Below are 24,392 nucleotides of genomic sequence, written 5' to 3'. Positions count from 1 at the left end.
ATCGTGCTTACACCGTTAAGGGGCGGACCGCATTGGTATCACCCTCATACCGGGGGTGATACCGCAAGGCATTCACCATTGCTGATGCAATAGCTGCGCCACCTCGACGATTTGTATTACCTACCCAAGGCAATCCACTCGTTGCCAAGGCGGTTTTGCTCTCAACCGCGTCCACATAGCCTACGGGAGTTGCCACAGTTAGCACCGGTGCTGGTATGCCTGACTCAACCGCGTCAAGGAGTGCCCAGACACTTGTTGGGCTACAACCCACAACGACGATGACAGGTCCATCAGCTTGTTCTAACGCTATTTTCATTCCAGCCCGTGATCGTGTTGAACCAGCTGGGGCAACCGGGCAGAAATCAATTGCACATATACCGCCAGATACACCTGCACTTGTCATACGGACATCGGTAATTAAGGGTGCTCCAGCCTCAATGGCATCACGTCCCGCCTGGAGCGCCACTTCATCAACAACGAGATCGGGTACCAGGGTCACATCGCCGGTTGCATGTACGACTCGTTCAACAACAGCACGGCTGAGCGGTGGCAATTCAGCAACTTCGGGGTAGACACGATCCAGTTCGGCTCGCAACAGCTTGTAGCTCTGGACCTCAATCGGGTGTGGCTCATTCAGCATTCGTTCCCCCTTGGGCAAAATCAGCATACTTATCTGAATACCCGCGAGGGGTTACCATCCGTGGACCCATCCATTCTGTCTGTGATGAACCGATCACAACCATGGTCAACATGTCCACGAGACTGGTATCCAATTCACCAAGGGTGGTACGAACAATGTTCTGGGTTGGACGGCTGGCATCGGTAACAAGTCCGACTGGTGTCGACGAAGAACGGTGCGCTAATAACGTTTCTTTGACCCAGTCAAGCTGCCAGTTCCTATCTTTTGAGCGAGGATTGTATAAACAGATAACAAAGTCACCCATCGCTGCGGCTTGCACTCGCTGTTGAATCACCGCCCAGGGTGTCATCAGATTTGAGAGGCTGATATTGCAATGATCATGACCCAGCGGCGCTCCCAAAAGAGCGGCAGCGGTCAAACTTGCAGTAATACCTGGTACCACCGTTACATCGATGTCATCGGCATCGCCCAAGGCTTCCAATGCGGGGCTGGCCATGGCAAATGTGCCAATATCACCACCACTGATCAGGGCGACAATATGGCCATTCCTTGCGGTTGCCACTGCATCCTTAGCTCGTCCGGTCTCATTCCCGAGCCCTGATGGCCTGATATCGGCATTTGGCGAAATCCATTGGCGGCATCGATCAAGATATTGGTCAAGCCCGATCACAACATCAGCTTGGGCAAGCGCTTCGCGTGTGGCCGGTGGAACGAGGTTGGGATCACCTGGTCCCATTCCTAATAAGAGCAAATGGCCCCGCGTATTGACCGGGTCCGTTGCGACTGCGGCTGTTGCCATTGCAGCTCCTTGTGTTGTTGGAATTGAAACTGTTTTTTCTACGAGCAGGTCACCGTGGGTAGCTGCTAAAGCGGAGGCCTCTGCCACACTTGGGGTACCAACTGCAGCGAGTGGGTGCGCAGAAGGGTTTGGCACCGGTATGGATGCTAGGACTTCTGGCGGAAAGATAAGGACTGGCACCCCAAAGGTATCGGCAAGCGCACGCACCGCTGGCTCATCAGCCTTTGCAGTCACACTTGCGATGGCACGCACACTGCGGGGATGGCGGTTGGCGTTATTTAGTACCGCTTGAGCGGCTTGAGCAAGTTCATCAGGTGGGCAGCCTTTGCTTGTTCCGACCCCAACGACGAGGTGTTGGGGTCGGATAACCGTAGCCCCTTCTGGTATTGGTATGTCAGTACGGCTGGTAATAAGGAGCGCTGGATCGGTGAGGTCTTCGATACGGTCAACGACGCTATAGGGGCCAATTCCGTCGATGAGGTTTAAGTAGTGAGGATGTTCGGCCCACACTTGCAGGGTTGCCCCATCAATCCGGGCGCGCATCATGGCTGGCCGGTAGTCATGATCAGGATCCACGAATAAGTGGTCGATATTTCCAAGTCCGTGGCTATCACTGGCCGTTGTCACCACGGCTGTTGCACCCAATAGCTCAGCAACTGTCTTGGCAAGGTCATTTCCAGCACCGGCACCGGTGTGGTTATGGCCGCCGAGAATGGGAATAACCCATTCAGCGGTTTCATTGACACAGAGCACAGGGGGGTCGTACCGTTTGTCAGTACACAGCGGCGCGACTAGCCGGACAGTTGCTCCCACTGCCAGGAAACAAATCAGTGCATCGCAGGTGGTCCAACCTTCTTGTATCGCGGTTTTTGCGGGTCCCGACAAAAGCTTGGCACGACATCCACGCTGTGTATTGAGGCTGTCTATAAGGTTGTTCGCGGCAGCTCGCCCATTTTGTGTAACCGCGATAACGCCAATCACGGGATAACCAGCTTTTCCGCACGAATAATCGTTACTGGATTTAACGCCGCTAGTCGGCGCTGCCCATTGGCTAACCCTTCCAGCCGGTTTGCTTGAATCTGGGTTGCCCGTACGCCATAGCCGGCGTATTCCAGTGTTTTAATCACGGGAATAACCCGATCTATCGCTGCAAGTGTCAGCACAATTCGTCCAACCCCCGCCTCAACTGTTGCGTTAAGTGCAGCGTCTCCTCCCCCACCAATGAAGGCAGCATCGGCAACAATGAGCTGTTGCCATTGGTTGATCACCGTATCTGCATTGCCAGAGATAGCCTGAACGGTGACTTGATGTGTAGCAGCGTTTCGACGAGTTCGAGCAACTTGGTCAGGGTCACTATCTACGGCGAATACGGCGGCGCCTGCACTTGCTGCCTCAACAGACACACTGCCAGAACCACACCCAATATCCCAAATGACCTTTCCAGGACCAGGAGCCAGCCAGGCAAGGGCAACGGCACGTACCTCCGCTTTTGTTATCATCCCATCACGGTGCTCATACACAGCTTCAGGCAGGCCAAAGAATGGTGTTGGCATTTGTCCAGCTGTGATGGGTGCTTCGGTTTCAGGGCTATTTTCGATAGCCAGTGCTTCTTCATCAATAATGAGCACGACATTCGGATCTGGCCAACGATCACCGTCATGATGACGGGCAATGATTTCATTTGGACCGCCAATATCAGCTGCAACATATACCGTTCGGCCAAGATCCTTAACACCCTCAAAGAGGCGTTGAGCTCCCTGATTGGGTTCGGTAAGTACCGCCACTTTTGGATAAGCCCGCGCAAGTGCAATGGCATGACGAATATCGCGCCCATGCGCACTCGCAACAACGGCATCAGTCCAAGGCATCCCAATCATGCCGAATGCGCTGGCCACACTAGAAATGGCGGGAAGCACATTAAGACGGCTTGATGGAAACTTTTGGTTTAATCGGCGAACGATACCAAAGAACCCTGGGTCACCACTGGCGAGCACCACTGGTGCGTTTGCCGTTGTCAATGCCCCATAGACTTGGTCAAACCCCATTGACCAATCAATCGTTGTTGCATTGGGGGGATGCGGGATCAGACTGCATTGTCGACTGGAGCCAACGATCAGATCAGCCGTTTCAAGTACGGCACGGTCAGCATCACTAACGACTCGCGGAACCCCCATCACATGGATGACATTATCCATTAGCGTGGATTATCCTTAACATCAGCCCATTCGGGCTCATATTCGCCACCGGTATATTGTCCCCCGTCACCTTCTGGCTTGACCGCAGCTCGTAACGCGTGGCTAAATGACGGATCATAGAGGCGACTTCGAGTCGCGTGTCCGCTTGTTGCGCCTGGTTTTGTAGGGTCAATACCGAGTGCAGGGCCAACCATGATAAGTACAGTGCGCGTTTGCCCAAGCTCTCGCAAGGTTGCGGCAAGATCACCTAGTCGGCACCGACGTAATTCCTCGTCAGGCCAGGTGATGCGATAGCCAATCGCAACGGGAGTATCTTCGGTGTATTGACCGCCACTAAGCAGTTGGGCTTGTAAGGCTTTGCCTCGTTTGACACTCAGGAATAGCACCATGGTGGTACCAATTGCCGCAAAGTTTTCAATGCTCTCATTGGCAGGCATCGGTGTGCGTGTTGCCATACGGGTTAGCACGATGGATTGGCTCACCTCAGGTACCGTGAGTTCCACACCAAAGGCTGCGGCACCAGCTCCAAACGCACTGACCCCTGGAATGATTTCGTATGTACAGCCAACCTCAGTAAGGCGTGCAATCTGTTCACCAATAGCACCATACAAGCTTGTGTCACCTGAATGGACACGGGCGACGGTGAGTCCTTCCTTAGCTGCGCTAGTGTATAGAGCAATCTGGTCTTCAAGACTCATTTCTAGTGAGTCATAGATCTCAGCGCCTTCGTTGGCGTGCTCACTAATCATGTCTGGTGCAACCAAACTTGATGCCCAAATCACAACGTCAGCTTTGGCTATGGCACGAGCTCCACGGATGGTAATGAGGTCGGCAGCGCCTGGGCCAGCCCCGATAAAAATAACATGTCCACTCAAAATAATGCTCCTTATGAGGCCTCATGGCCATCGAGATGGAGGCGACCACGACTGACAATCACAGTTGACAGGTACGGTGCTTCATCGGGAAGATTACGGGTTACCACTTGATCTGGATGCCCTAGTTTGGCGCCAAATACAACGTCGTTTAGCCGACCCGCGTTGGCAACCGCATCACGAATTTCACTGATCTTTCGCCCCCCCTTATACGCCACAACCGTGTCATGGGTTTCAAGCGCATCAACATAGGCAGGCATACCCAATGTCAATGGCATCAAAGCCACTGTTTGACGGTCTTCACAGATCACCGTTCCAGAAGCACTCGCAACTGCTTGCATCGCCATGATGCCAGGAATGGTCTCTATCTCTGTTTCTGGCCGTGCGCGAGATACCGCACGGGCCAAATAGGTAAATGTTGCATAGACATTGGGATCGCCAATGGTGGCAAATAGGCACTGTTTGCCCTCATTTAACGCTTCAATAACCGGTTTGGCTGCTTCATCCCATGCCAAACGTCGTTCTTCATAGTCATCTGCCCAGTTCCCCAACTCAAAGGGTAACCGAACAATATTATCTCGAGGCGCGTAGTGGCGGACAATCTCTTCGGCATACCCAGGGTCTCCGGTATTGCCGACAGGAACAAAAATAACATCAGCTACCTTGATCGCTTTGACCCCTTTCACTGTTACATAGTCAGGGTCGCCTGGACCAACGCCGAGGCCAATAAGCTTACTCATGATGAATCCTTTCAGGTTTGTGCTCGCTTATCCAGAGCACATTGCACCAACCGTTGAGCTGGGCTGGGGTCGATCCACTGCGTATGTAGATAGGCCGCATGGATATTGCCCCCGTGGCTTACCACCCCTTCTTGGGTGACCACTCCGGAATAGGGATCCGTTAAGGTCCAGGCATGAGGCCCTTGTGGTAAACGAGTTAATTGTGTGCGGTGAAACTCATGGCCGATGATCTGATCGCCAGCCTGAAATAACACACTGTCAGTTTCTGCTTTAGCACGACGATAGCCCAAGGTTAAGGATGAGCTCATCGCCGCTTCTATGGGTAACAAACCACTCATCTTGTGGCCGTCAAGAACTTCGCTGAGATAGAGCAACCCTGCACATTCAGCAACAATGGCGCCCCCCCGATCAGCAAAGCGTTGAATATCAGCGATAAGTGCCCGATTTTCAGCAAGCTTGAGCGCATGCATTTCTGGAAAACCACCACCTATCCAAATGACTTCGGTCTGGTCTGGAAGATGACGGTCGACGGTGGGATCAAAGGGTACTAACCGTGCCCCGGCGGCTTCTAGCGCAAGCACATTTTCGGTGTATTGGAAACTGAACGCTTCACCTTCGGCGACGGCAATGGTGACTGGCTCGTGGCCATTCAGACGACTTGTACCTGGGAACCACATTGGACCTTCAGGCAACTGAGCCCGGTTTGCCCACTCAATGACCCGGTGAATATCAGTATTGGCCGCAACCCAAGCGCCTAACCCACTGACCGTGTCATGGGCTTGTGCTGTTCGTTCTGCAACAGGTATCAACCCAAGATGGCGACTCGGAGTGGCTAATTCAGGAACCCGGGGCAGGCAACCCAACATCGGTACCCCGATGCTCTCAACTGCTTGTGTGATGAGATCAGCATGTTTTGAGCTTCCGATTCGGTTGGCTATCACCCCCGCAATGCGCGCCAACGGTGCACCGGGTGATCCCATAAAATGCGTGAACCCGTATACCGTTGCCGCGACGGAGCGGCTGACATTTGCGGCGTCTACAACCAAAATAATAGGTGCGTTGAGGAGACGGGCTATGTGGGCGGTGGACGCGTAATCATCTTGAGGTCCGGCACCATCAAAAAGCCCCATCACCCCTTCAATGACACTGATATCTGCTCCAACCATCGCCTGTTTGACAAGAGGGGCAATCTGATCCTCCCCAGCCATCATGACGTCAAGATTGCGCCGAGGTCGACCAGTAGCGAGCTCGTGCCAAGACGGATCAATGTAGTCAGGACCAACTTTATGGCCTTGCACGATATATCCAGCTGTAGTCAGCGCAGCCATCAATCCAGTGGCGACGCTGGTTTTGCCCACGCCACTGGTTGTACCACCAATCACGATGGTTGGATAGTGATCACTCATTCGTCTGCTTCCAAATCACCTTCGCTTGCCAAATAGGCTTCACGTAAGGCGTCTAAGGTTTCTTCCTTTGGTTCTTCCCACAGGCCGCGATCGGCAGCTTCAAGGAGACGTTCGGCAATAGCTCGAAGTGCCCATGGATTGGACTCTTCCATGAACGCCCTTGTATCGGGGTCCAAGACGTACTTATTCGTTAAGGTCTCATACATCCAGTCTTCAACAACGCCAGTTGTTGCGTCATATCCGAACATATAGTCAACCGTGGCACTCATCTCAAATGCGCCTTTATAACCATGATGTTTCATCGCTTCAATCCATTTCGGATTTGCGACACGAGCACGGAATACACGCGCGGTCTCTTCAGCAAGGTCTCGCGTTTTCACGCGGCTAGGATCTGAGGAGTCACCGATATAAGCCTTCGGACTCCGGTCAGTCAGATTTCTGACCGTTGCAACCATGCCACCGTGGTACTGGAAGTAGTCATCGCTATCGAGCAAGTCGTGTTCACGAGTATCGGTATTCTTCACCGCAATTTGGATGCGGGCAAAACTGGCATTCATGGCTTCAGGTGCTTCTACCCCCTCGAGACCGCCACCGTAGGCATACCCTCCCCAAGTGGTGTAGACCGCAGCAAGGTCGGCATCATCTGTCCAGTTATGGGCGTCAATAAGTGGTAACAGCCCTGCACCGTAAGCTCCTGGTTTAGACCCGTAGACCCGCGCACCGGCCAAGTGGGCATCAGCACCGTTTGCCACATCGGTGTTGACATGGGCACGGATTGGGTTTTGATCTTCGGGTTCATCTGCACTGGCAACCATGCGTGCCGCCTGGTCGATCAATTCAACCAGATGAGGGAAGGCATCGCGGAAGAACCCGCTAATACGTACCGTCACGTCAACACGGGGACGACCGAGTTCTTCAAGGCTGATGAGTTCGAGGCCAGTAACACGACGGGTTTCATGGTGCCAGGTTGGGCGTACCCCATAGAGGGCCAAAATCTCAGCAATATCGTCGCCGTGCGTACGCATTGCTGCTGTTCCCCAAACGACGATACCTACACTCTTTGGTGGTTCGCCTTCTTCTTTGATATGACGCTTAATGAGATCGTCGGCTAGCCGTTGTCCGACCTGCCAACTCAATTCACTCGGTAAGGCTTTGGGATCAACCGAGTAAAAGTTCTTACCCGTTGGGAGCACATCCAAGCGACCACGTGTTGGTGAGCCCGATGGTCCTGCTGGAATATAGGCACCACTTAATGCCTGATGGATACGTTCTAATTCAAGGCCAACACCACCCAGCCGTGGCACTACTTGTTCACAGGCAAAACGCAACAATGCCACGAGGTCATCATGAGGTTCACCCATCACATTTGCCACAATTTCGGCCGCCTGATCAGGGTCATACCCACCTGATTCGAGCTGTGCAATCATCTCACGGGCGATGGCTTCGAGGGCGTCGATGGCATCAGAATTCGTAACAAGGCGCGCCGGATCGAGCTCATCAAATGATGGGGGTATCACCATGGGCTGAGCCAGTTTGGCACCCGCATCCTGTAACAAGGCTGCCTCGTCGACACCGAGATGGGCACCTACCGTAGCGCGAAGTCCCTGATGGCCACCTTGTGGAAGGCGCAAAATGGCCAGCACGAGGTCAATACGTTCGGTCTCACTGGCCTCATGCCCAAGGATGTGTAACCCACCACGAATCTGTGCATCTTTGATCTCGCACAAGTACCCATCAACATCGACAATCAAATCATCAAGGTCTTCAGGGATGTCATCGCCGTGTTCGGCAAATTTGAGATCTCGTACGAGCTCTGCACTCCGTAATAACTGCCAAATCTCACCTTGAACTGCTTGAACCTTTGCTGGGTCCATCTGGTCGATGTGGTAGTACTCATCGAGCAACTGTTCAAGCTGTGTCAGCTCGTCATAGGTTTCCGCGCGTGTCATCGGTGGCACCATATGGTCCACAATCGTCGCGTGAGCACGGCGTTTGGCCTGGGTGCCTTCACCAGGGTCATTCACCACGAAGGGATACACAAAGGGCAGGTCACCCAGAATGGCGTCAGGACCACAGCTTGCACTTAAACCAGCACCCTTACCGGGCATCCATTCCAACGTGCCGTGTTTACCAAGGTGCAAAATGGCGTCGGCACCTAGGACGTTGTCAACCCAACGGTAAAAAGCCAGGTATTGATGGGATGGTGGCAAGTCTGGGTCGTGATAAATGGCGACAGGGTTTTCCCCAAAACCACGAGGTGGTTGTACCGCCAGGGTCACATTACCAAAGGTACGTGTGGCGAATACGAGGTCGCCGTCATGAACCAAAACTTCACCTGGGGGCGGTCCCCAAGACTCAACGACGGGCTCGGTAAACCCTGCCGGAAGTGCGTCAAACCAAGACTGATAGGTCTGCGCATCAATACGGTGTGGTTGACCAGCAAGTTGTGCTTCGGTCAAAAACTCAGTGTCAAAGCCACCAGCTTCAATGAGCTGATGAATGAGTTGGTCACCCGTTAGTGGTTCATCTTTCCAGTGTCCGGTATTCCAGCCTTGTTCGGTCAGCGTATTTAAAATAGCGACCGCTGACTGGGGCGTATCTAGCCCAACGGCATTTCCGATTCGTGAGTGCTTCGACGGGTAGTTCGAAAGCACTAGACACAGCTTGCGGTCCTCAACGGGAATGTGTCGCAGTTTTGCGTGGCGTGCCGCAATACCTGCCACTCGCAATGAACGTTCGGCATCTGGCACGTACACCGCACCCGCATCGGTTTGTTCTTTAAAGGAGGTTGGCACACCGATAATACGCCCGTCAAACTCTGGCAGGGCGATATACATGGCCGTATCCATCGGACTTAAACCACGGTCGGTTTCATTGAACTCAGCAGCAGATGACGTTGCAGCGATTGCTTGAATAACGGGTACGCCAAGGTCGAGTAATGCTTGGGCAGTCCAAGCGCCCTCTTCAGATTCAATCGTGCCGCCCATGGCGAACATACCGACCAAAAGGGCATCGATTTGATGTGATGCCAAGAGATCCAGGGCGTCACTGCGTCCGGTTTCAGGGTCGGGCCGCAAACTGTAGGTATACACCGCAACCGCATTGCAGCCGTGGGCATGTATCCCATCAATCAGTGCATCTACGAATGCCGTGTTATTGGACAAAAAGTGTGAGCGATAAAACACAATACCCACGGTGGGTTTGGATGGATCAGCATCCGCCTCTCCGTATACCCCGGTCATTGGCTCGTCAACAGGGTCTTCGAATCCGACTCCACCCATTAACAAAGTGTCCGTCAGAAAGGCCAATAAGTTACCAGCATTACGAACCCCACCTTTGACCAAATAGTCAAAGCACTGGGCTACAACCGCACTAGGGACCGTAGAAAGGCCTGTCAGTTCGGCATCTGGTGCAACTTCGCCACTCATCGCGATAAACGGAATACCCCGTTCAACACAAGATTGACGTACAGCATCAAAGGGTGCCCAGGCACGACGACCGCCTAACAGTCGAACCATGACCACTTGGATACCATCAAGGTCAGGAACCGTGTGGGTCGTGGGATCAGCACCAATACTGATCGTGGTGACGGGGGGTACGTCCTTATCTGCCTGCTTGCTTGCCGCAATCGCAGCGAGAAGATCGGTATCGGCGGTACTCGCCAGCAATATCATGAAAATGTGGCCTTCCTGCTCGTCCATCGCGAGCCACGTTGAGGGATGCCAAGACCGGTGTCGGGGCTGTTACCGTTGCGAGGACAGCTCTGGACTCTCACCAGATTCCCGGTTACTTGTGCGTAGCGAAGGCTAGCCGATTCCTTACCAATCTACGACCCCCCGGACAATGAGATCCGCAGCTTCACGGGCTGTGCGTGAAAGGTTACCCGTGGTAGCCGTTCTGATTTGTCGCAGTGTATCGGCACACATCTTGGTTGCGCGCACAAAGTCTCCGGCACTCATGTCCATAGCCACGAGTGCATCTTCGAGACGATCACCACTTGCCCAACGCGCCATTGCATCCATCAACTCTGGATTTAATGGTCGGGTTGCAGGCAACCGATGAGACGATTCAACCGCAACCACTCGGTTATATACTTCTTGTGTCTGGTCCCACGCTATGCCAAGCCGTCCAGAAGCCCGTACCGTTCGGTGATCATCCTCGCTCCGTCGACTTTCATACGTAAAGATGCTGACCCATGCCGCGAGTTCAACTGCGTTCATGTGATCAGGAATACCGGCACGGATCGCTTCACAAAGCACGACATCCGTTTCACCGTGAATACGTGCCAACATCAACCCTTCCTCCGTCGGTTTAGGTTGTGCATCGAGGTAGCCAAGGTCACGCAACATGGCAACAACGGCGATAAATCGGTCACTGAGTGACCGTGTCCGGCGTCGATTCCCGCCTTCCATCGCTTCGATCTTGGTTAACACCTCATCATGGCGATAGGCCCAGACCTCCAGTTCACTTAAGGTTGGGTCATCGTGTACGGGATGATCTGCAATGGCCGCTTTTAGCCGCTCAATTTCAGCAGGTTGGGCGTGTACTTCTGGGCCCACTTCGATGGGTATCCGATAGTGCTCAGATACAGGTGTTTTAGTCAGTGCTATTTGGACTTCTTTGCGATAAACAGGTTTACGGTGACTACCTGTATCTGGTAAGTCGATACGTCCAATCACCGCAGGGGGATAGTCAATATCGCGTGGTCCAATTTTTTCTACACGGCGATGTTCCGTAATGGTAACCACAAGTGGGGTTCGGGCGTGTGGCCCATTCGTGTCTACAACGGCAGCAAGCTGATTTGTTCCTCGTCGGCCGCCACCAATGCGGATGACATCACCGGGTGTGAGTTGGGCAAGTGCCTGGGTGATGGCATAAACCTTTGCAGCTTTTCTCGCTTTGGCCCCTGTTTTCTGAGTACGACTCAATTCGCGCCGCAGTGCCCAATACTCTTCAAAATCGCCGTAATCACTTACTAGGTGCTGTTTATAGCCAGTGAGCGCTTTACGGAACCGTTCAAGTTCCTCAGTATTCCCTGCGATATTTGTATCAGCTTGCCACTGAGCAAATGATGTAGACAAAATCTCATCACAGGTAGCAAGGTCATATCTCCGCAGCAAGTTGACTGCCATATTGGCCGTGGGCGTGAACTGGCTACGGAGTCGCTCGGTACGCCGTCCCACCAGACTGGCAACCACTTCAAACTCTAAATCCCGCTGATAATTGACCACTGCATGGCCAATCGTGTCTTTCCCACGCCGACCTGCACGACCAGTCAATTGAGTGAACTGGCCTGGTGTTAGCAAGTCGTGTCGCTGCCCATTCCATTTTTCTAACCGTTCAATCACAACGGTCCGTGCAGGCATATTAATACCCAATGCCAAGGTTTCGGTTGCATATACAAGCTTGACCAATCCCTCGGCGAACAGTTTTTCTGTTGTCTCTTTGAAAATCGGAACCATGCCAGCATGGTGGGCGGCTACCCCGCGTTCACATGCTTGGGCCCACCACCCAAAATCCAGTGTGGCTAAATCTGCAGGATCGACGTCAGCGGTTTCTCGGTCGATAATCTTGCGTATCTGCTCTTGTTCATTCGCACTCGTTAATACGATGCCACTCCCAAGCACCTGATCCACCGCGTCATCACATGCCGCCCGTGAAAAAATAAACACAATCGCAGGCAACCATTGTTTTTGAGCCAGCATCTCAACAAGATCCGAACGCCATGGTGCCTTTACTTTTTCGCCAACCCGAATACGTCGCCCGCTCCGCCCAATCCGGACATGTTGGGAGCGTCGTTCCAACATGACGACGTCTGGATTGGGAACGCGTGAACTCCCTTGTTTTGGGGTGCGCCCTTTGCTTCGTTTACCCTTCACCTGTTTGAACATGGGGTAGAACTTGTGGCCAATGGCATACGTATGGTCAAGCGGTACTGGACGTACTTCACTAATCACCACTTCACATCCATTGCGCACGCTGGCGAGCCAGGCACCGAACTCTTCTGCGTTACTGACCGTCGCACTCAGCGATGCGATTGTGACCGAATGGCTCAGGGAAATAATGACTTCTTCCCAAACCATCCCCCGGCCTTGATCGCCCAAATAGTGCACCTCATCGAGTACGACATACATCAATCCTTCAAGCCCAGGTGCTTGTTCATAAATCATGTTGCGGAGAACTTCCGTCGTCATTACGACAAGCGGTGCGTCTCCGTTAATAGCGTTATCACCGGTCAGCAACCCAACTCGCTCATCACCATATTGCGCACAGAGATCTCGATATTTCTGGTTGCTCAAGGCCTTGATCGGGGTGGTGTAAAACGCCCGCCCACCCTTCTGAAGTGCTTCATATAAACAAAACTCGCCAACGATTGTTTTGCCTGCACCCGTCGGTGCCGCTACCAATGCTGAGCGGCCTTGTGCGAGCGCCTCCATTGCTTCTAACTGAAACCGATCTAAGGGAAAATCAAATTGTTGGGCAAAGGCGGTCACCGAATCCATATACCCAGCTTAGGGGACTCGTGTTGTGGGATTAGTCAAGGTGACCGCGATGTTGTGCCCACCAACCCAGCAGTTCGATCACCGCAATGATTGGAACGGCAAGGACCACCATCGTGATCGGATCTTGGGTTGGGGTTATCACTGCGCTTATGACCAATACGCCAAGCACGCGCTGTTTTCGATAGTTCAGGATCTGGTCGCCGGTGATCATCCCAAGGTCAAGCAGTACGGCAACGCACCCAGGAAGACTGGCAAGAGAAAACAGACTTATGCTCAAAGAAAGAAGAAACGCGACATAGGCCGAGGGGCTGACCATAACGAAGACCCAGGGGGATCCGAATGAACCAACAACGCTTAATATCGGGCCGATAAGCCACCAACTCAAGCTGAGTGTTATCCCCCACACCAGGACGGCAACAACCCCATACCGGCAACAACGACGGTACTGGTGCGACGTGACCATTGGCTTGCAAAATAATATGCCTTGCCAAATGCTGAGTGGTACACCAAACATCCCGGCAAAGAGGCCAGCCCCAACGACCTGAAAATAAAGGCCACTGAATACGCTTGTACCCAATAGTTGGCATCGCTCAAGAACGAACGGTGATTGGTCGCCCTTACCTTGGGCTACTGAACACAACGGACGAGTAAGTACGTCCAGCCAGGAATCACTGATGAGTAATCCCAATCCCATCAGCACCACAAGCACCAAGCCAACCAATCCTGCTCGCCACCGCAACTCATCAAGGTGGTGCCCAAACGGACTCATCGATGTGACGGGCCGTGATCGCGTGATCGCTCCCTTGACGTCAGAGGCGGTTCCTCTAATGCTTGCCTAAAGAGCTGAACGCTTTGACCGAGGCTATGAGCGAGGTCAGGAAGCCGTTTACTCCCAAAGAGCAAGAGTCCGATAGCGAGTACAACAAGGAGTTCTTGAAATCCCATGACAATCCCTTCTGCCAGAATTCAAGAATACTTGTTTATGCTTGCAATAACCTCTCTATCCACGCATCATCTTTAAGTTGAACGTGAAAATCAAGCAAATCATCGGTTGTAAAAGGGGCAGGATCTCGGATGACGATAACGGGGTCGCTACATGCAGGTGAGCGTGACGCATAGGACCGGGCTGGTACACCGCTGGCCACGAGCAGGCGCACTACACGCGCCCCGGCACGGCGTACCACCGTTGTGTCACAACGAGGACAACTGAATCCATAGATAGCGGCATCAGGGTCAGTCGTATCAATACGTAAATCAATACTGTCGGGTTGAAGCTGGATTCGGCCACAACGGGTACACGTGGTCGTGATTGTCATTGGGATTCTCCTTCGTTCCCAAAGCGTCGACCTATAACCCTTGGTGCTTGAGCGTTTTTTCAATCATTTACCGAATTGATAACCAAGGGTCACCCCGCTTACGTGGCTCAATGGTGACCAGTGTGCGATTATGGGGAGACACACACGCGCCAAATCGGCCATGTGATGGATGATTATATGGATTCAAAAACAACACACCCCGCGCTCCCCTTCAGATTCGGTAAGGTCACCCAAGGTTTCTTAGCTTTGGCTGCTGGCACTGTTGTTGGGTTACTTGTCCTCGGATGGATTGCAACGTTATTGCTTCCGGCGTCTGGACGTGCCCTCTTCGACAGCGTTGGGTTTGGTGTCCAAGCACCTGATGACGCCAAACTTGCAACCTTGAGTCAGTCGTCGTCGGTGTTTGCCGCTGATGGTCAACTGGTTTCAGAGCTCCACGATGAAGAAAACCGTATCGTCGTGCCCTTAGCTGAGATCCCACCCGTAGTTCAAAATGCAATCCTTGCAGCTGAGGACCGAAAGTTTTGGAGCCATCCAGGCTATGACGTTGAAGGTATTGGCCGTGCCGCAGTTGGTAATCTCCGCAGAGGTGGCGTTTCTCAGGGTGGTTCAACTATCACCCAGCAGTTGGCCAAGAGTGAGGTCGGTACTGAAGCCACCTTCCAACGCAAACTTGCCGAAGTGGCGTTTGCCGTTGCCCTCGAACGTGACTTAACCAAAGAACAGATCCTGGAACGCTATTTGAACCAGGTCTATTTTGGCGGTGGTGCGTATGGAATTGAAGCGGCAGCCTTGGAGTATTACGGCGTTAAGGCCAACCAACTTCGCGTCGATCAAGCTGCTACTTTGGCCGGCCAGATTCGTTCCCCAGGGAAAGATGCACGTAAATCGCCTGAGGTAGCCAAACGCCGACGCGATGAAATCTTGCATCAGTTGTTGGCGGTCAATCAACTGACCCAAGAAGAACATGATCAAGCCATCGCCCAGCCGATTGATGTTCAGGCTCGAATGGTGAAAGAACCGAACTTCCCGTATATCTCTGATGCGGTTAAGCAAGAGTTCTTTAATATGCCCCAGTTTGGGACAACCCGTGCTGACCGTGTGCGGACACTTTTCAACGGTGGTCTAAATATCTACACCAGTTTTGACCCGGCGATGCAGCGTATGGCGGAAGAGACGGTTAAAGCCTTCTTCAAGAATAAGACGCCCACAGCCGTGTTGACAGCCATTGATCCACGAACTGGCCAGATTCGGGCCGCATACGGCAATCAGGATTACAACGATGTCTCTGATGAGGCACGCAAATTCAACTTAGCAATACAGGGCCGTCGTCAACCTGGTTCATCACTGAAGCCGTGGGTGATGGCAACGGCACTTGAAATGGGATACAGCCCCGATATGACACTTGAAGGTACTTCAGGTGCTAAGTTCAGGACAGGTGACTCATGGCAGTACCGTGGCGTGAAAAACTACGGTGGCGCCAACCATGGCAACCCCACCATGCGTCAAGCGTTGATTAAGTCTACGAATACGGCGTTTGCGCAACTTGTGGTGATGGAAGGCATCGAAAACATGCTGGACACCATGGGGCGGGCTGGATATGACATTGAGGCGATTACCGCCGGTATCCACAACCCCTCTATTGCCCTTGGTGGTACCGAAGTTGGGGTTACCACCCTCGAAATGGCGTCTGGCTATGGCACGTTTGCCAATGCCGGCGGCCACATCAAACCTTCTTTGATTGACCGGATTGAAGATAAACAGGGCAATGTGTTGTACACCCGTGATGACACGTACACCCAGGTGATCAGTCCAGCAAATGCATCCATCATGATTTCAACCATGCGTAGTGTGGTGAACGGTGGTACGGGTGGCCGTGCTGCGGTATCTGGGTGGCCTGTGGCCGGTAAGACTGGTACCTCACAGACAAACGTCGATGCGTGGTTTGCCGGGGTCACCCCTGTCCTTTCCACCGCGGTATGGGTCGGTCACCCTGAGGGCCGTATCCCTATGTATGGCGTAACAGGTGGTGCCGCGCCAGCAGCAGTCTTTAGCTCATTTATGCGTAAAGCCCTGGCGAATATTCCCAAGGCGGACTATCCCTCTACCCCCCATGGCAAATTGCGTGAGGCAACGAGTGGCCAAATTGAAGTACCGATGGTGACCGGACGCGATGTTGATGAAGCTAAACAAGAGTTAGAAGCTCTGGGACTCAAAGTAACGGTCAATGCTATTGATTCAAATGAGAAAGCCGACACCGTGCTGTTACAGTCCCCACGGGCTGGAGACGTTGTTGACCCTGGTGCGACGGTTGTGTTGACCATCTCCAATGGGACAAAAATCAAGGTAGTGAAACCGGACGTCTCATCATCGGCAAGTGCAAGACCTTCCGCGTCTGCTAGTGCCTCATCCTCAGCATCTGCAAAACCGTCAGAACCAAGTAAAACACCAACTGTGGCCCCTCAGCCAACGGCCCCGCCGCAACCGAGTACACCGCCACAGCCAACCACAAAACCATCGGCGAAACCAAGTTCGCCTAAGCCCACGACAAAGCCATCGGCAAAACCGCCAGCTCCGGCACCACAGCCTTCAGCTAGGCCAACTGCGACCAATAGACCTAATCCACAGCCGTCAGCACCGCTGCCAACCGCAGCACCGCCTGAAGGTCCGATTGACGCAGCAAACTAATCATTACACGGCAAGCAAAGGCAGATTTGCATGACTACTGGTGCTCTCCTCATCATCCCGACCCTCAATGAAGTAGACAATATCGCTCAAGCTATAACGGGAGCGTTGGCGTCGGGGTGCGATGTGCTGGTGGTGGATGATGGGTCTACTGATGGCACGCTGGACGTTGTTGACGACCTTGCGGCAACGCATCCGAATCGTATTTTTAGTTTGCGTCGAACAACAAAACAAGGGTTGGCGGCTGCCTATCGGGATGGATTCCGGTGGGGGCTGCACGCGGGATATCGTGCTTTCGGCGAGATGGATGCTGATTTGTCACATAATCCGGCAGTGATCCCCGCGCTCCTACATGGGCTGACTGCTTTTGACCTAGTGATTGGGTCACGCTACGTGCCTGGTGGACGGACAATTAATTGGCCGTTAAAGCGTCGCCTACTGAGCCGCATGGGTGGCCTGTATGTCCGCCTTCTGACCGGCTTACCAGTTGCGGACCCCACAGCAGGATTCCGCTTCTACCGCCGAGAGGTGATCGAGTACATCGACTTGGATCGTATTGAAGCAAATGGGTATGCCTTTCAAATAGAAATGGCTATTCGTACGTGGCTGGCAGGATTCCATATTCTCGAAGTCCCCATCACCTTTAAGGACCGGACCGCCGGCGAGTCAAAAATGAGTCAGCATATTGTTGTTGAGGCCCTTATCAAGGTTGCCAGATGGGCACCACGTAGTCTTTTTGGGTTACGGCGTCAGCGGGGACGTCATCTCCGCCTTCGTCGTGCCCATCCTTGGCTCCATTAAGCGAATTTACGAATCAAACTCTCAACCCGTTCATCATGTGTGGTGAACGGGTTCATCATGTCGTACACAACACCCATGGCCTTGACTTGTGCCCAGCCTGCCTCCCACGGCACATTTGCCTGGTTAGCAGCAGTAATGAATCGGCCTCGGATAGAAGCTCGGGTGTTTGACGGTGGTATGACCATTGCATCAGCAATGACATCATCATCAACGCATTGCACCGTATGACCCTTTTCTTGGGCGCGCCAGAACAACCCTATATTTGGGTCGCAGTGGTGGTAATGCATATCAATGAGCGCTAATCGAGCATCATGCACACTGAGTTGATGGCGTTGCTTATAGTCCAACAGCATTTGGTATTTCAATACCCAGTCCAAGCGATCTGCCATCTCCATCGGGTTTGCTTCAAGCCCGTTTAATGTCTGTACCCACTCATGATGAACATGGCGATTCATGGGGTTACCATGCCCAGCTTCTATCCACTGGCCAATACGTTCACAATAGGCCCATTGAATATCAAGTGCACTGGCTGCCCGTCCGCCTTCCAGGTCAACACGTTGTCGCCCAGTCAAGTCTTGGGCGATCGTTCGTAGTGCCCGACCTACGTTTGCCAAATTAAACTCACGCCAGATGGCACCGGATTCAATAACATCAAGAACAAGTTGTGTTATCGCAAGACTCAGCCATGCCTGGTAGGTATGCATAGGCGTGTCACCACCGATCACATGCAGTCGGCGCCACTGTGATGGGTCTGCGTGGGTTTCATCTCGATCATTAATAAATGGCCGATGGTGAGTGGTTTCATCACTTAACCCATCAGCAATATGAAATGCTCGCTGACTGATGACATACCGGTATTCACCGCGAGTAGTAGTCATCAAGTGACCAGTTCCACTAATTAACTGGCGGGTGACCAGGAAGGGTAAGAGTAGGGACACAAGTCGGCGATACTCCCCGGCACGATCCACAGAATAATTCTCATGGTACCCCCAAGAATGTCCATGACTATCGACGTTATTCCGCAATAGATGCAAGATAACGGGTTGGCCCATCGCTTCGGTGAGCTTGATTTGGGTCCGCTGAACGAGCTTATGCATGATAATCATGCCGGCCCGTTCATAGGTGATTGCGTCAAGGGGATCAATGCATTCTGGAGTCGCATATTCGGGATGGTTACCAACATCCAAATAGAGGCGCCCACCATTTTCTAGGAAAATGTCACGATGACCACTTCGCCGTTGGATACGGTCAAACAGGGCAGCACCCAATGTCTCATCGTCAATTGCTGAGCCGTCAGCACAAATGCCAATGAGTCCATATTCAACTTCAAGCCCGATAATACGGGACATCATCGTGCGCGCTACTCGCCGCCTTGTTGTACAAACTGATGAACGAGAACATCAGCATCCGGACCGATAATCGCATCAATCTCATCGATCAAGTCTTCGAGATACAGAGGGCTACTTGGGGAAGTTGTTTGCATGCAGCTAGTCTACCGGCCTTTCAACCCTGTCCACTTGGTCGCTTGACCGACGTTCAACTTCACCCGACAGTCGGCGTAGTGTCGTGAGAAAGGCAGTATGGGCAACCATCCGATGATCGGGCCGCACGGCTAACCCATCAACCTTCCATGTTCGTACAAGCGTTTCAGTTGTTCGAGCATGACCCCAACGTGCATCATCAGCAATCGTTTCATACACCCGCATGACTTGAGTTATCGCAGGGGTATACACAACCATAATTCCGCCTGGGTGCAGTGCCTGGGCAGCAGCATCTATATGTTCCCATGGTTCCAACATGTCCAGACATATCCTGTCGCAGGAAACATTGGCCAATCCGTCAGCTAAATCGGTTTGGATCAGTTCCCAGTTTGTGGGTCGTTCCCCCAGCCGACGCTCAATATTGGCGATACAAACCGCAGCATGGTCCTCACGCCGTTCAAAGCTAATTACGCGGCCGGTGGGCCCAACCGCACGTAACAAGGCAAGGGTCAAACCGCCACTTCCAGCTCCCGCCTCCACAACGGTCATCCCAGGCCCAATATCTCCTTCAGCGACCATCATGGCTTGGTCTTTCGGATAGATTATTTGGGCACCACGTGGACTTTTCAACACATAGTCCGCTGAGGTTGGGCGTACCGCTGTCATTGGCTCATGCATAGTGGAGCGAACCGTAATGCCCTCAGGTTGGCCAAGGAGCTGATCATGTTTGATGATGCCGCGATGAAAATGAAATTCACCGCCGACTTGCAAATCAAACATGAATCGACGGTCTTTTCGATCAGTTAGGAGCACGGTATCTCCGGGGCTGAACAAGTCATGATGACCAGCAAAGCGTTTCATAGGTTCCTTTGATGAGCTGTCTTAGCCGTTAAGTACGGTCAACATCTTGCTTCGTGTACGACAGAACGCGCATGTTGCTTCAGTTCGGTCTCCCGAAAGTACGGTGGGCATGCCACATACCTGACAAGGCACGGTAGATGCGGCACTTTGCGCAGCAGCATCACCAAAGAAGGGTTCACGTACCCGATCCAGATAGCCAAATAAGAATGCCGCCTTTGCCCCCGGCGCCTCATGCTCCATTGCATTGAGCATCTCTTTGTACATCATTTGCGTATTGCCCTTGACAAGCGGGCATTCTTCAACAACGTAGTTCAGGCCTTTAATCACACAGTAGGCCGCCATTTCCTTTTCGGTTAGCCGATAAAGGGGCTTGACCTTTGCCGCCAATTCACCTGGTGATGCGGGTAGGGAGGGAGACTGTCGCGCTAAAAAGTCAGTTTGCCAGCGCATGACATTACCAAAGAGTTGGCTGGCCTCATCATCAAGGTTGTGCCCTGTTGCCATAATGTCGTACTCCCCCACCAAGGCAACCTGGTTGAAGGCATACCGTTTAGCAAGGCCACATGTTCCACAAGCCGAGCGTGTATGGCGGTCCTTCTTGGCCGCTTGAACAGTTGCGGGAATATCAAAGCCGTAGGCCTCTTCCATGCGCTCGACGTGCAATACTACTCCGCGGCGTTCAGCAAAGTCACGAACGATTTGTTCACTCCGGCTGGAATACCCACCGATTCCAAGACCGAGGTAGAGCCCATCGACGTTGTACCCCATATCCAGCAGAATGTCCCATAGGGCCAAGCTGTCCTTCCCACCGCTCACTGCGACAAGAATCCGCTGGTCATAGCGCAACATACGGTATTCACGGATTGCGGTGCGCACCTGTGCACGCACAAAATCAATGTAACAATCCCCACACAGTCGTGTTCGGTGACGGGGCATATCCATCACTGCTGGGTTTACTTTACATTGCAAGCACCGTTTGATTGCGGCCACTAAGCGGCACCCCCACTAATGACGGGTCGAATCTCGATCGTGCCATCCGCGGGAATAACCGCATTAGGCATAACCAAGGTGTCTTGGTAAATAACCAATACAGTTTCGGGATTGATTTCCAGCTCCTTGAGCACATCGGCCACCACACGTTCGCCGGGCAGTTCTATACGGTTATCTGGATTTCGAAGCTGAACGTTCATGCATCTATGGTGCCAGCTACCGCTTAGGCGTGCCCATGGCTTGGGATGCGTTGCCACCCATTAAGGCGGAGGCCTTCCCCCGCACTATTGGCGCGTAAGACTGGTGTAGAAACGTGTTGTGGAGCTTGAAAAATCTGAACACGGCGCAGACAGTTGAACCGATCCGCGGTCATATATATCACAGAAGCGGTGTGGTCTGGATCGACTTCAGCGGGAACACTCACGATGAGCGTTCTAAGTCGACCTGCTATCCATTCCATCATGGGTACGACAAGACCGGCATGTACCCAAAATGAGCCATTGGCCAGAACCAACGTGGTCGTGTCAACCAGGTATTTATTCGCAATACCATTCCATGCTGTACAGGCATCTTCTACGGTGTCTTCCAGGCGCACAGTTCCACTTATATGGGTGATACCAGCAAGGGCAAGCGTACTAATAACGGTTGCCATAGTCGGGTTTCGGTTGCCCAACACCACGACGTCATTGCGATTGCCCATGCGTGTATTCATCGCAATAGTGTACCCATGCAATACGAGTCGCCCGTCACGATGTTGCGGGCTCATTAGAGCCGTATGCTTCGCCCCGTTATACCTTGCACAGTGCAACATAAAAAGGACCGCCATCGCGATCCTTATCTGTGCCGATGGGGAGACTTGAACTCCCACCCCCGAAGGGACATGATCCTTAGTCATGCGCGTCTGCCAATTCCGCCACATCGGCGCGGAGCGAACATTCTAGCCAAGTACTCCATATTGTCATCAAAATTCTTCAAAACGACTACCGTAGATTAATGCCTATCATTGCTATGCCTGCGGCACCTATTCGTGTTGAACCTGCACCGATTAAAGGCAGCCGTTTTTACGGGTTATTGTCGCCCGTCCAAACCGAGGAAGATGTAAAAGCGCACCTCCATCATGTTCGAGAAGAACTCCCGGGCGCAACCCATTACTGCTGGGCATATTGCTTTGAAGATGGTCGTTCAATTTCGAATGATGATGGCGAGCCAACAAATAGTGCTGGACCCCCTATTCTGAGACATATCCATGGTTCAGGACTTGTAAATGTACACATCGTTGTCGTGCGGTTTTTCGGGGGTACGAAGCTCGGTGTTGGGGGTCTTATCCGTGCCTACGGTGACGTAGCGGGCCAAGCATTACGTGAAGTTGAGGTTATCTCTCAACCAACACGAACACGACTGACGATCCATCATGATCACGACCTAACTGGCATCATCGATGGCGTCATCCACAGCTACGACATCGAAACGATCACCATTGAATGGGGTGCCGATGTGCGACGCGAACTTGCCGTCGTTGATGAATCCTATGCCCCGTTTATCGATGAGCTAAATGAACGAACTGCCGGTCGTGTTCGTCCTGAACAGACTGACTGAGATTGGTTAGTTCATTTGTTGGAGTCGCTTATTTGTTGGGTGCTTGGCTTCATACATATCGGCATCAGCCAACGCAATCAGTTGATCAGCATCAACACCGTCGTAGCCATGGGCAACACCAATTGCAAGCCCGAGATAGACAAGATCACCACATTCGAGCACATAGGGAGTCTCGTTGATAGCTTGTTTTAGCCGGTCGCACAACGGAGCAATTTTTTCTTTTGCGTTTGGATCCTCTATGACGACGACAAACTCGTCGCCACCAAACCGTCCTACCAGAAAGTTTGGCCCAACTGTTTCCCGTAAACGAATGCCAACTTCACGCAGAACAAAGTCGCCAGCCGCGTGTCCGTGCTTATCGTTAATGGGTTTAAAATGATTGAGGTCACAATACAAAATGGATACTTGTTCTGGGTTGGGGTTCTTTAGCCTAAGCGTGAGTTGTTCAATGAGATAACTGCGATTAGAGAGACCGGTCAATGCGTCGTGAGTGGCTTGGAATTGAAGCGCCTTCGTCAACTCATCACGCTCGTGAATGCGCTGTTCACGTTCACGTACCATCTGCACCATACGCACCAACAAAATCATCACCATGAACGCAGTAACGACTCCACCAATGGTTGCACTCTGATCACCGTTACGAACCCCCACAATCGGGGTTATACATGCAATCGCACCGATTAACAGGGCACGTACAAAACCGATGCGCTGAGGTTCAACCTGAGCTCGGCACAAATCACCATAACTTGAATGGACCGTAGCCAAAATCAACAGTGCTATCGTCAGCCCGTGAAAGCGAAACACCGTGTATGGCTCACCGAGTGACTGACTGGCTTCCCATGCGAGAAACGAATTCGCGTTCAAACTCGAAATAGCGGCCGCGACGAGAAATACCATTGCCACACTGATGGATGTAGCGAATGAGCGATGGACGAGACCAAAAAGGCCGATCCACGTGGTGACGGCCAACAGGAAATTGAGATCCCACAGTCCACTTGTTTCCTGAAGTGGCTGAAAAATCATCATGTAGCAGATGACGCCAAGGCCGGTTGACGCAACCAACAAGTCAAAGATGTGATCTAAGAAAATACGTCGGGTCTCAGGAACAAGCAGACCCTCAATGGTGACAACCGTGTCACGGTAGAGCGAAAGAAAGAAGCTCAGGCACCCGATACATAAAATGAAAATTGCAGGGCGGTAGAACTCAAGGTGTCCAAATGTTGCTAATTTGGCAAATGCACAACCAAACCCAACAAGTGGGATAATCATCGGTAAAGCGTAAGCCATCAGCAGGTTTTCCTTTGAACGGATAATAAATACCACTGATGGAATCATGCCTACGATGATGAGCCAGGTGAGAACCGTAAGTTGAAGCTGCCACGTTGGCGCCAACATCAGCGCGATATTAGAAATAACAACGTGAGCCAGACCGAGCAGAAACAACACGCTGGGCTTCACACCAAAGGCCGATGGAGCACTCATATACGCAAAGTATGCCCCATATCAC

Annotated in this window: 21 protein-coding genes, 1 tRNA gene and 1 riboswitch; of the genes, 3 read left to right on the top strand and 19 right to left on the bottom strand. The window is 52.5% G+C overall.

The window, feature by feature from the left end; genetic code table 11:
- Positions 1–7: 7 nt before the first annotated feature.
- The 11 genes from VCU37_RS06595 to VCU37_RS06545 all read right to left on the bottom strand — a co-directional run bounded on the left by VCU37_RS06595 (position 8) and on the right by VCU37_RS06545 (position 14,471).
- On the bottom strand, positions 8–640 hold the full coding sequence (locus VCU37_RS06595) for a precorrin-8X methylmutase (protein WP_336249839.1): 633 nt from the start codon (positions 638–640) through the stop codon (positions 8–10).
- Complete coding sequence (gene cobJ, locus VCU37_RS06590) at positions 630–2,420, bottom strand: precorrin-3B C(17)-methyltransferase (protein WP_336249838.1); 1,791 nt, start codon at positions 2,418–2,420, stop codon at positions 630–632. Before cobJ ends, VCU37_RS06595 begins: the two co-directional genes overlap by 11 nt.
- Positions 2,417–3,634 carry a precorrin-6y C5,15-methyltransferase (decarboxylating) subunit CbiE gene (gene cbiE / locus VCU37_RS06585; RefSeq protein WP_336249837.1) on the bottom strand — a complete coding sequence of 406 codons (1,218 nt, stop codon included), beginning with the start codon at positions 3,632–3,634 and terminating at the stop codon, positions 2,417–2,419. The genes cobJ and cbiE overlap by 4 nt, the downstream gene beginning before the upstream one ends.
- On the bottom strand, positions 3,634–4,509 hold the full coding sequence (gene cobM, locus VCU37_RS06580; protein ID WP_336249836.1) for a precorrin-4 C(11)-methyltransferase: 876 nt from the start codon (positions 4,507–4,509) through the stop codon (positions 3,634–3,636). The genes cbiE and cobM overlap by 1 nt, the downstream gene beginning before the upstream one ends.
- A gap of 11 nt (positions 4,510–4,520) precedes the next feature.
- Complete coding sequence (gene cobI / locus VCU37_RS06575) at positions 4,521–5,246, bottom strand: precorrin-2 C(20)-methyltransferase (RefSeq protein ID WP_336249835.1); 726 nt, start codon at positions 5,244–5,246, stop codon at positions 4,521–4,523.
- 11 nt (positions 5,247–5,257) lie between these two features.
- Complete coding sequence (locus VCU37_RS06570) at positions 5,258–6,652, bottom strand: cobyrinate a,c-diamide synthase (protein ID WP_336249834.1); 1,395 nt, start codon at positions 6,650–6,652, stop codon at positions 5,258–5,260.
- Entirely contained in the window at positions 6,649–10,353 is a 3,705-nt protein-coding gene (cobN, locus tag VCU37_RS06565) for a cobaltochelatase subunit CobN (RefSeq protein ID WP_336249833.1), read from the bottom strand. The genes VCU37_RS06570 and cobN overlap by 4 nt, the downstream gene beginning before the upstream one ends.
- Before the next feature lie 8 nt (positions 10,354–10,361).
- A riboswitch (cobalamin riboswitch) is annotated at positions 10,362–10,472 on the bottom strand.
- Complete coding sequence (locus VCU37_RS06560; RefSeq protein WP_336249832.1) at positions 10,471–13,155, bottom strand: DEAD/DEAH box helicase; 2,685 nt, start codon at positions 13,153–13,155, stop codon at positions 10,471–10,473. Its footprint overlaps the riboswitch before it by 2 nt.
- Before the next feature lie 31 nt (positions 13,156–13,186).
- On the bottom strand, positions 13,187–13,924 hold the full coding sequence (locus VCU37_RS06555; RefSeq protein ID WP_336249831.1) for a twin-arginine translocase subunit TatC: 738 nt from the start codon (positions 13,922–13,924) through the stop codon (positions 13,187–13,189).
- On the bottom strand, positions 13,921–14,100 hold the full coding sequence (locus VCU37_RS06550; protein WP_336249830.1) for a Sec-independent protein translocase subunit TatA/TatB: 180 nt from the start codon (positions 14,098–14,100) through the stop codon (positions 13,921–13,923). The genes VCU37_RS06555 and VCU37_RS06550 overlap by 4 nt, the downstream gene beginning before the upstream one ends.
- Before the next feature lie 35 nt (positions 14,101–14,135).
- Complete coding sequence (locus VCU37_RS06545; protein WP_336249829.1) at positions 14,136–14,471, bottom strand: hypothetical protein; 336 nt, start codon at positions 14,469–14,471, stop codon at positions 14,136–14,138.
- A gap of 177 nt (positions 14,472–14,648) precedes the next feature.
- Between VCU37_RS06545 and VCU37_RS06540 the strand changes: the two genes are divergently transcribed.
- Positions 14,649–17,159, top strand: coding sequence for a penicillin-binding protein (locus tag VCU37_RS06540; RefSeq protein ID WP_336249828.1), 2,511 nt, complete (start codon positions 14,649–14,651; stop codon positions 17,157–17,159).
- A gap of 30 nt (positions 17,160–17,189) precedes the next feature.
- Positions 17,190–17,957, top strand: a complete 768-nt coding sequence (locus tag VCU37_RS06535; RefSeq protein WP_336249827.1) for a polyprenol monophosphomannose synthase — start codon at positions 17,190–17,192, stop codon at positions 17,955–17,957.
- On the opposite strand, the gene VCU37_RS06530 is transcribed toward VCU37_RS06535, so the two are convergent.
- The 7 genes from VCU37_RS06530 to VCU37_RS06500 all read right to left on the bottom strand — a co-directional run bounded on the left by VCU37_RS06530 (position 17,954) and on the right by VCU37_RS06500 (position 22,212).
- Entirely contained in the window at positions 17,954–19,309 is a 1,356-nt protein-coding gene (locus tag VCU37_RS06530) for a proteasome accessory factor PafA2 family protein (RefSeq protein ID WP_336249826.1), read from the bottom strand. The two genes, VCU37_RS06535 and VCU37_RS06530, sit on opposite strands and share 4 nt — an antisense overlap.
- Positions 19,310–19,317: 8 nt before the next feature.
- A complete protein-coding gene (locus VCU37_RS06525) occupies positions 19,318–19,440 on the bottom strand; it encodes a hypothetical protein (RefSeq protein ID WP_336249825.1) in 123 nt (40 codons plus the stop codon).
- Positions 19,441–19,444: 4 nt separating this feature from the next.
- Positions 19,445–20,299 carry a tRNA (adenine-N1)-methyltransferase gene (locus VCU37_RS06520; RefSeq protein WP_336249824.1) on the bottom strand — a complete coding sequence of 285 codons (855 nt, stop codon included), beginning with the start codon at positions 20,297–20,299 and terminating at the stop codon, positions 19,445–19,447.
- A gap of 21 nt (positions 20,300–20,320) precedes the next feature.
- Complete coding sequence (locus VCU37_RS06515; RefSeq protein WP_418896467.1) at positions 20,321–21,289, bottom strand: PP-loop family protein; 969 nt, start codon at positions 21,287–21,289, stop codon at positions 20,321–20,323.
- Positions 21,289–21,489 (bottom strand): ubiquitin family protein, encoded by a 201-nt coding sequence (locus VCU37_RS06510; RefSeq protein ID WP_336249822.1) that lies wholly within the window; start codon positions 21,487–21,489, stop codon positions 21,289–21,291. Before VCU37_RS06510 ends, VCU37_RS06515 begins: the two co-directional genes overlap by 1 nt.
- Before the next feature lie 23 nt (positions 21,490–21,512).
- Positions 21,513–22,055 (bottom strand): hypothetical protein, encoded by a 543-nt coding sequence (locus VCU37_RS06505; protein ID WP_336249821.1) that lies wholly within the window; start codon positions 22,053–22,055, stop codon positions 21,513–21,515.
- 75 nt (positions 22,056–22,130) lie between these two features.
- Positions 22,131–22,212, bottom strand: a tRNA-Leu gene (locus VCU37_RS06500).
- A 70-nt stretch (positions 22,213–22,282) separates the two neighbouring features.
- Here VCU37_RS06500 and VCU37_RS06495 point away from each other — a divergent pair.
- Complete coding sequence (locus VCU37_RS06495) at positions 22,283–22,885, top strand: IMPACT family protein (protein ID WP_336249820.1); 603 nt, start codon at positions 22,283–22,285, stop codon at positions 22,883–22,885.
- Positions 22,886–22,891: 6 nt separating this feature from the next.
- On the opposite strand, the gene VCU37_RS06490 is transcribed toward VCU37_RS06495, so the two are convergent.
- The gene (locus VCU37_RS06490; protein WP_336249819.1) at positions 22,892–24,367 is read right to left on the bottom strand and encodes a GGDEF domain-containing protein; all 1,476 of its coding nucleotides are present in this window, start codon (positions 24,365–24,367) and stop codon (positions 22,892–22,894) included.
- Positions 24,368–24,392 lie beyond the last annotated feature (25 nt).

It is taken from the genome of Stomatohabitans albus (assembly GCF_036336025.1).
GTDB classification, from domain to species: Bacteria; Actinomycetota; Nitriliruptoria; order Euzebyales; family Euzebyaceae; genus Stomatohabitans; species Stomatohabitans albus.
This window is presented reverse-complemented; position numbering and strand designations above follow the sequence as displayed.

What these genes read in the sequence shown, in the direction of transcription:
- VCU37_RS06595 (WP_336249839.1), bottom strand. Translation starts at nt 640, where the DNA reads ATGCTGAATGAGCCACACCCGATTGAGGTCCAGAGCTACAAGCTGTTG.
- cbiE (WP_336249837.1), bottom strand. Translation starts at nt 3,634, where the DNA reads ATGGATAATGTCATCCATGTGATGGGGGTTCCGCGAGTCGTTAGTGAT.
- cobI (WP_336249835.1), bottom strand. Translation starts at nt 5,246, where the DNA reads ATGAGTAAGCTTATTGGCCTCGGCGTTGGTCCAGGCGACCCTGACTAT.
- VCU37_RS06570 (WP_336249834.1), bottom strand. Translation starts at nt 6,652, where the DNA reads ATGAGTGATCACTATCCAACCATCGTGATTGGTGGTACAACCAGTGGC.
- cobN (WP_336249833.1), bottom strand. Translation starts at nt 10,353, where the DNA reads ATGGACGAGCAGGAAGGCCACATTTTCATGATATTGCTGGCGAGTACC.
- VCU37_RS06560 (WP_336249832.1), bottom strand. Translation starts at nt 13,155, where the DNA reads ATGGATTCGGTGACCGCCTTTGCCCAACAATTTGATTTTCCCTTAGAT.
- VCU37_RS06555 (WP_336249831.1), bottom strand. Translation starts at nt 13,924, where the DNA reads ATGAGTCCGTTTGGGCACCACCTTGATGAGTTGCGGTGGCGAGCAGGA.
- VCU37_RS06550 (WP_336249830.1), bottom strand. Translation starts at nt 14,100, where the DNA reads ATGGGATTTCAAGAACTCCTTGTTGTACTCGCTATCGGACTCTTGCTC.
- VCU37_RS06545 (WP_336249829.1), bottom strand. Translation starts at nt 14,471, where the DNA reads ATGACAATCACGACCACGTGTACCCGTTGTGGCCGAATCCAGCTTCAA.
- VCU37_RS06540 (WP_336249828.1), top strand. Translation starts at nt 14,649, where the DNA reads ATGGATTCAAAAACAACACACCCCGCGCTCCCCTTCAGATTCGGTAAG.
- VCU37_RS06535 (WP_336249827.1), top strand. Translation starts at nt 17,190, where the DNA reads ATGACTACTGGTGCTCTCCTCATCATCCCGACCCTCAATGAAGTAGAC.
- VCU37_RS06530 (WP_336249826.1), bottom strand. Translation starts at nt 19,309, where the DNA reads ATGATGTCCCGTATTATCGGGCTTGAAGTTGAATATGGACTCATTGGC.
- VCU37_RS06525 (WP_336249825.1), bottom strand. Translation starts at nt 19,440, where the DNA reads ATGCAAACAACTTCCCCAAGTAGCCCTCTGTATCTCGAAGACTTGATC.
- VCU37_RS06520 (WP_336249824.1), bottom strand. Translation starts at nt 20,299, where the DNA reads ATGAAACGCTTTGCTGGTCATCATGACTTGTTCAGCCCCGGAGATACC.
- VCU37_RS06510 (WP_336249822.1), bottom strand. Translation starts at nt 21,489, where the DNA reads ATGAACGTTCAGCTTCGAAATCCAGATAACCGTATAGAACTGCCCGGC.
- VCU37_RS06505 (WP_336249821.1), bottom strand. Translation starts at nt 22,055, where the DNA reads ATGAGCCCGCAACATCGTGACGGGCGACTCGTATTGCATGGGTACACT.
- VCU37_RS06495 (WP_336249820.1), top strand. Translation starts at nt 22,283, where the DNA reads ATGCCTATCATTGCTATGCCTGCGGCACCTATTCGTGTTGAACCTGCA.
- VCU37_RS06490 (WP_336249819.1), bottom strand. Translation starts at nt 24,367, where the DNA reads ATGAGTGCTCCATCGGCCTTTGGTGTGAAGCCCAGCGTGTTGTTTCTG.